Origin of the sequence: Pseudanabaena sp. SR411 (assembly GCF_002251945.1) — a bacterium.
In the GTDB taxonomy this organism is placed as follows: Bacteria; Cyanobacteriota; Cyanobacteriia; order Pseudanabaenales; family Pseudanabaenaceae; genus Pseudanabaena.
This window is the reverse complement of sequence record NZ_NDHW01000161.1, coordinates 1-4,931: the sequence shown is the minus strand read 5'-3', so window position 1 is coordinate 4,931 and position 4,931 is coordinate 1. Positions and strand designations below refer to the sequence as shown.

Genomic DNA, 4,931 nt, shown 5'->3' with positions numbered 1-4,931 from the left:
GTACTGTGAATTTTTTTGTTGAAGTTTGATATAGCTTCAACAAAAAAATTCACAGTACTTGATGTTTGCGATTTTGTAAGTGTCAACTTCTATGCTCGTTTAATTAGAGGCATGGGATTGAATTGTATTGAATTAGTTTACAGCGAAAACTTGTGGGAAATTGCAACACAGCATTTACCAGATATTATTCTTCTCGAACAATTTGTCCCTAGTCATTTAAACATTTGTAGCCAGTTAAAAACCAATGAAAAGACTAAAGACATTCCTGTGATTGTAATTACAACCTGTAAAGAAGAAATACCTGAATCTATCGCACTTAAAGCAGGTGTAGATGCGTATTTAGTTGCACCTGTTAGAGTAGATAAATTCAAAGAAACCATTGAGTCTTTTTTAATGAATTAAGTGATCGCTGTTAGTGAGTTGCATGATGGCGCGATCGCCTTACTTTAATTTTTTGTGAATAAGCGATCGCTATTTGGTGATTTGCATGATGGGGCGATCGCATTGTTTTTGATTTTTGATGAGTAGGCGATCGCTGAGATTAATTTTCTAAAGCTATAATTATCTTAGAAACTTCGTGCTAGAAGAGGATTTCTATGTCAATAGTTGTTACCCTTAATCCCAAATTAGAAGCATTGCTCTATAGTAGAGCCGCCAAACAAGGGCAAGATGTTAATTTTATTGCATCTGAATTATTGGAGAGTATTTCATCCTTGAATTGGCGCGATCACATCTTTATCTCAAATGCCTCAACGTTGTCCATTTGAGCAAGTTAGCGCATTCAACAACGGTTCGAGTAATACCAGTTCTCTGAAGTGTGACTACACTTCAGAGAATTAAAAATAAAACCCAGTATGTCTTTGAGTTCAACAAAGTGTAGTCAAACTTTATTGAACTGGTATAACTACATGGCAACCAGCAAGCCTAAATATTCTGAAATTGTGAAGGCTGAAAAGACCTTAACTAAGGATGCTGAAGCAATCTTAAAGGAAGCGATCGCTGAATACAAGAAAACATTTTTTGCTTCTGTCTAATCCACAAATAAGCTAATAAAAAAGAGGGCAGATGATGCCCTCTTTTTTATTAAAGAATTTTTAGAAAGCACTAACCCGAACCCATTGCTGACTCATGGTTTGCTCATAGAGGACTTCTAAGCGATCAATATTTTTCACCAACGTATAGCGATCTAAAACTCTTTGTCTTGCCTTTATGCCAATAATTTTTGCCATCTCTGGATGATCAGCAAATAGAGGTAAAAGCGTACAAAGCTGCGAAGTTACCTTATGAGAATCAAGAATAATTCCCGCACCATTCTCAATTACTTCACCATCTGCGCCCACATCTGTCGCTATACATGCCACACCACAAGACATCGCTTCGAGCAGTGATAGCGATAAACCTTCTACTAGCGAAGGTAAAATAAACACATCCGTCCCACGCAAAATCTCAATCCGTCTCTGCTCATCGGCAATATATCCCATCCAAACAATGCTGGGATCATTGCCATAAAAAGTCTTCAAACCTGCTAGCAAAGGTCCAGTTCCAACGATCGCCAGTTTGCAACCCTCTGGCATTCGGCATTTGCGCCACGCTTTGAGTAAAGCTTCAACATTTTTCTCCGCCGCCAGACGACCTTGATAGAGAAAAAGTACATCAGCTTTCAGTTCCTCTTTAATATTTGAAGCCCCTGGGGAATAGCGATCGCTATCGACCCCATTGGGAATAACGGCAATTCTGGTATTGGGAACTCCTAATTTATTTAGCAGTTCTTTTTGAATATTAGAGAAGATAATGACTTGATTATAGTCTGCTAAGGATGGAGCATAAATTTGATAGGTGAGTTGCTGCGTACTAGAGGCAAGGTTACGACGCTTTAGGTCAAAGGGTTGATGGAATGTAGCTACAAGGGGTAAATCGAGTTCGGCACAAATTTCTGGCAATCGAAAATCGAGAGGGGATATGGCAAGGGATGCATGAATCAGATCGGGCTTTAGCGATCGCAAAGAATCAACAAGAATCTTATTTGCTCTTAGGGATGGAACCGTGTAAATAGTGGATTTGTAGAGGAACGGTAAGGCGACATCCTGCGTTTCTTGAGCATGTTCTTCTATCTCATCATGGTCTGAATCACTTTCAGGGGCAAAATGCATAAAGCTGACACGATGCCCGCGATCGAGTAACGCATTTGTAATTTCGCGACTATAGGTCACGTTGCCACAAGCAGGCGATTTTTTACCTAACCATGCAATATGCATGAACTACACCACATTATTACCAAAGGTATAATACCAAAACTAGCGGCGGCGCGAAGTGTTGGGGCTATCTTTCAAGGCAATTGTGTTGCGGTCGCAACATAAAAAGAACAGCTAGCACTTTGTGCTAGCTGTTTTGAGGTATTTTATGGGTCGCCCGGGATTTGAACCCGGAACAAATCGGTTAAAAGCCGAGTGCTCTACCGTTGAGCTAGCGACCCATTTGAGTGAAGAACGTAAACTTTTATATGCATTCCGCACATGTGTTTTTTACGCGCTTGGCTAGTCTAACATGCATTTAGCAAATTACACCAGTTAAACTAAAGGGTCTTACCTCAGTAATTTTTATCGAAAGAGTCTGACCGATTAGCTCAGCTAATGATTTACCAGTTGTATTCTCAGTAAAGGCAATTCGATTAGTGCGAGTGCGTCCCATAATTTGGTTAGGATTTTTATGGTTTGTACCTTCGATCATGATTTCTTCGATGCGTCCTGCGTAACGCTGCGATCGCAGAGCTGCATTTTGATTAACGGCATGGTTAAGACGCTGGAGGCGATCGCTTTTAATTTCTTCACTCAACTGATGCTCCCAAACCGCCGCAGGTGTACCAGGACGGGGTGAGTAAGCAGCTGTATTCACCAAATCAAAACCAATATCATTTACCAACTGCACCGTGCGCTCAAACTGCTCTTCGGTTTCTCCAGGGAAGGCAACAATCGCATCAGCAGTAATCGCCGCATCGGGCATAATCTCGCGAATATCGTCAATAATGCGGCGGTAGCGCTCGTGGGTATAGCCGCGAGCCATTGCTTTGAGGATATCGTTGTCGCCTGACTGAAAAGGAATATGGAAATGTTCACAAACCTTCGGCAATTCGGCACAAGCTTTAATTAGGCGAGAACTAAAGTAACGGGGGTGACTGGTAGCATATCGAATGCGATCAATCCCCTCGACGTCATGGACGTAATAAAGCAAGTCCGTAAAGGTAATCTTGCCACCAATCCCTGCACCAATCCCACCTGCGGGTAAGTCGCGCCCATAGGCATCAATGTTTTGTCCAAGTAAAGTAATTTCTTTGTAACCCTGAGCCGCCAACTTTTCAATTTCTTGACGAATCACTTCAGGGGTGCGTGATTGCTCGCGACCACGGACTGAGGGGACGATGCAATAGGTACAGTTTTCGTTACAGCCATAAATGACATTTACCCAAGCAGATACGGAGCTATTGCGGCGTGGGGTGGTGATGTCTTCTTCGATATAGGCTTCTTCTGTGGCAACTACTTGATTGCCATTAAATACCTGTTCCAACAGATCGCCGAGGCGATTGACATGTTGAGGACCCATCACGAGGTCAAGTTCAGGTACTCGTCTCAGTAGTGACTCTCCTTCTTGTTGGGCAACACAGCCAGCCACAACCAAGGTTAATTTAGGATTGTCACGTTTGCGCTTGGCTTGTCGTCCTAGGTACGAATAAACTTTCTGCTCGGCATTGTCACGAATGCTGCAAGTGTTATACAAAATCAGGTCGGCTGTTTCGCTTTCCTCGGTTGACTGATAGCCCATATCTTCCAAAACGCCAGCCATGCGTTCGGAGTCGGCTTTGTTCATTTGGCAGCCGAAGGTGATGATGTGATATTTCTGAGCAGTCATGAAAGTGTTTAACCAAGCCGAAATTATTGCTGTCCTATTCTAATATCTTTCAGCATTGATTGTAAGGGTTAAGTAGTTCAGCATAATTAAAACCCAAACCCAGAAGACTCACTCTTCTGGGTTGTTAATTGCTCATTTCAGTAAACTTCGTCATGACTGCCAATATCAATCAGAAGGATCTCTTCTGTATCTGTGTCTGGAGATTTCTTGAAGTTGAAGACGATTCGACAGTCATACTCTACGGTGCAAGCCCATGCACCAGATAACTTGCCTTTTAGCTTGTGAGTTTTAAGCGAGGGATGAAATGGATCGACTACTAACATTTCTAATCGATCTGTGATTTTACCTTCCATCTCAGGTTCGCGACGGATTAAGGCTTTAAAGGCTCGTTTGAAAGAAGAACTAAAACCAAGCGTTCTCATCTTTTTAATTCTGCCATGACATCAACTACTGTGCCTCGGAACACTTTGCCCTCAGAATATTCTTCATCCGCTCTCTTAATGTTAAAAGCGATCGCATCTCTGCGTTTTTCCTTCAGTCGATAACCAATCAAGTCGATTAGAGTAATTTGCTCATCATCAGACATTTCTTCGATAAATTCAAGGATCGTATCAAAGCTATAGGTTTTCATTTTTACTTAGGCTCCTTAACTTTGTGCATATTGATTAAGTTTAACATTGCGCTAAATTTTGAGACGGATTGCGATCGCCAACAAAAAACTTTAAACTTCAGGCTATACATACACTGTAAGAATAATCACCAAAAGTTATGTTGGTTAAGGTTCAGGAATGGGGCAATAGTCAGTGAATTAGGCTCAGTAAAGAAGTTTTAGCTGAGGCAAATATTTTGGTTGGTGATGAGCTAGAAATTATTAGTACAAAAGATCAACCGCTCATCTGGGGAAGTAGGTGAAATGGCAAAATAGGAGGAAGTCATTTTCATGAATCGACAGAGAAGCGATGATCAAATTTCCCCTGACCGAATTGTTAGATGAACAAGCGTGCTATGAATGGTTATTAAAGATCCTG

General features: G+C 41.6%; 7 protein-coding genes and 1 tRNA gene. 3 read left to right on the top strand and 5 right to left on the bottom strand.

Annotated features, from left to right (window positions below; genetic code table 11):
• The first annotated feature begins 15 nt into the window (after window positions 1-15).
• The 3 genes from B9G53_RS16605 (at window position 16) to B9G53_RS28590 (ending at window position 1,034) form a co-directional block, all read left to right on the top strand.
• Window positions 16-402 (top strand): PleD family two-component system response regulator, encoded by a 387-nt coding sequence (locus tag B9G53_RS16605; RefSeq protein ID WP_176453250.1) that lies wholly within the window; start codon window positions 16-18, stop codon window positions 400-402.
• Between the two features lie 194 nt (window positions 403-596).
• Complete coding sequence (locus tag B9G53_RS27500; RefSeq protein WP_176453249.1) at window positions 597-767, top strand: hypothetical protein; 171 nt, start codon at window positions 597-599, stop codon at window positions 765-767.
• Window positions 768-908: 141 nt separating this feature from the next.
• Entirely contained in the window at window positions 909-1,034 is a 126-nt protein-coding gene (locus B9G53_RS28590; protein ID WP_254923690.1) for a hypothetical protein, read from the top strand.
• 60 nt (window positions 1,035-1,094) lie between these two features.
• Here the strand turns inward: B9G53_RS28590 and B9G53_RS16595 are convergent, their stop codons facing one another.
• The 5 genes from B9G53_RS16595 to B9G53_RS16575 all read right to left on the bottom strand — a co-directional run bounded on the left by B9G53_RS16595 (window position 1,095) and on the right by B9G53_RS16575 (window position 4,534).
• Window positions 1,095-2,255: a glycosyltransferase family 4 protein gene (locus B9G53_RS16595; protein WP_094534233.1), complete on the bottom strand. Its 1,161-nt coding sequence runs from the start codon at window positions 2,253-2,255 to the stop codon at window positions 1,095-1,097.
• A 146-nt stretch (window positions 2,256-2,401) separates the two neighbouring features.
• Window positions 2,402-2,473, bottom strand: a tRNA-Lys gene (locus tag B9G53_RS16590).
• Between the two features lie 77 nt (window positions 2,474-2,550).
• Entirely contained in the window at window positions 2,551-3,903 is a 1,353-nt protein-coding gene (gene miaB / locus B9G53_RS16585) for a tRNA (N6-isopentenyl adenosine(37)-C2)-methylthiotransferase MiaB (protein ID WP_094534231.1), read from the bottom strand.
• A 137-nt stretch (window positions 3,904-4,040) separates the two neighbouring features.
• Window positions 4,041-4,325, bottom strand: coding sequence for a type II toxin-antitoxin system mRNA interferase toxin, RelE/StbE family (locus B9G53_RS16580; RefSeq protein WP_094534229.1), 285 nt, complete (start codon window positions 4,323-4,325; stop codon window positions 4,041-4,043).
• The gene (locus B9G53_RS16575; protein ID WP_094534227.1) at window positions 4,322-4,534 is read right to left on the bottom strand and encodes a hypothetical protein; all 213 of its coding nucleotides are present in this window, start codon (window positions 4,532-4,534) and stop codon (window positions 4,322-4,324) included. The genes B9G53_RS16580 and B9G53_RS16575 overlap by 4 nt, the downstream gene beginning before the upstream one ends.
• Window positions 4,535-4,931 lie beyond the last annotated feature (397 nt).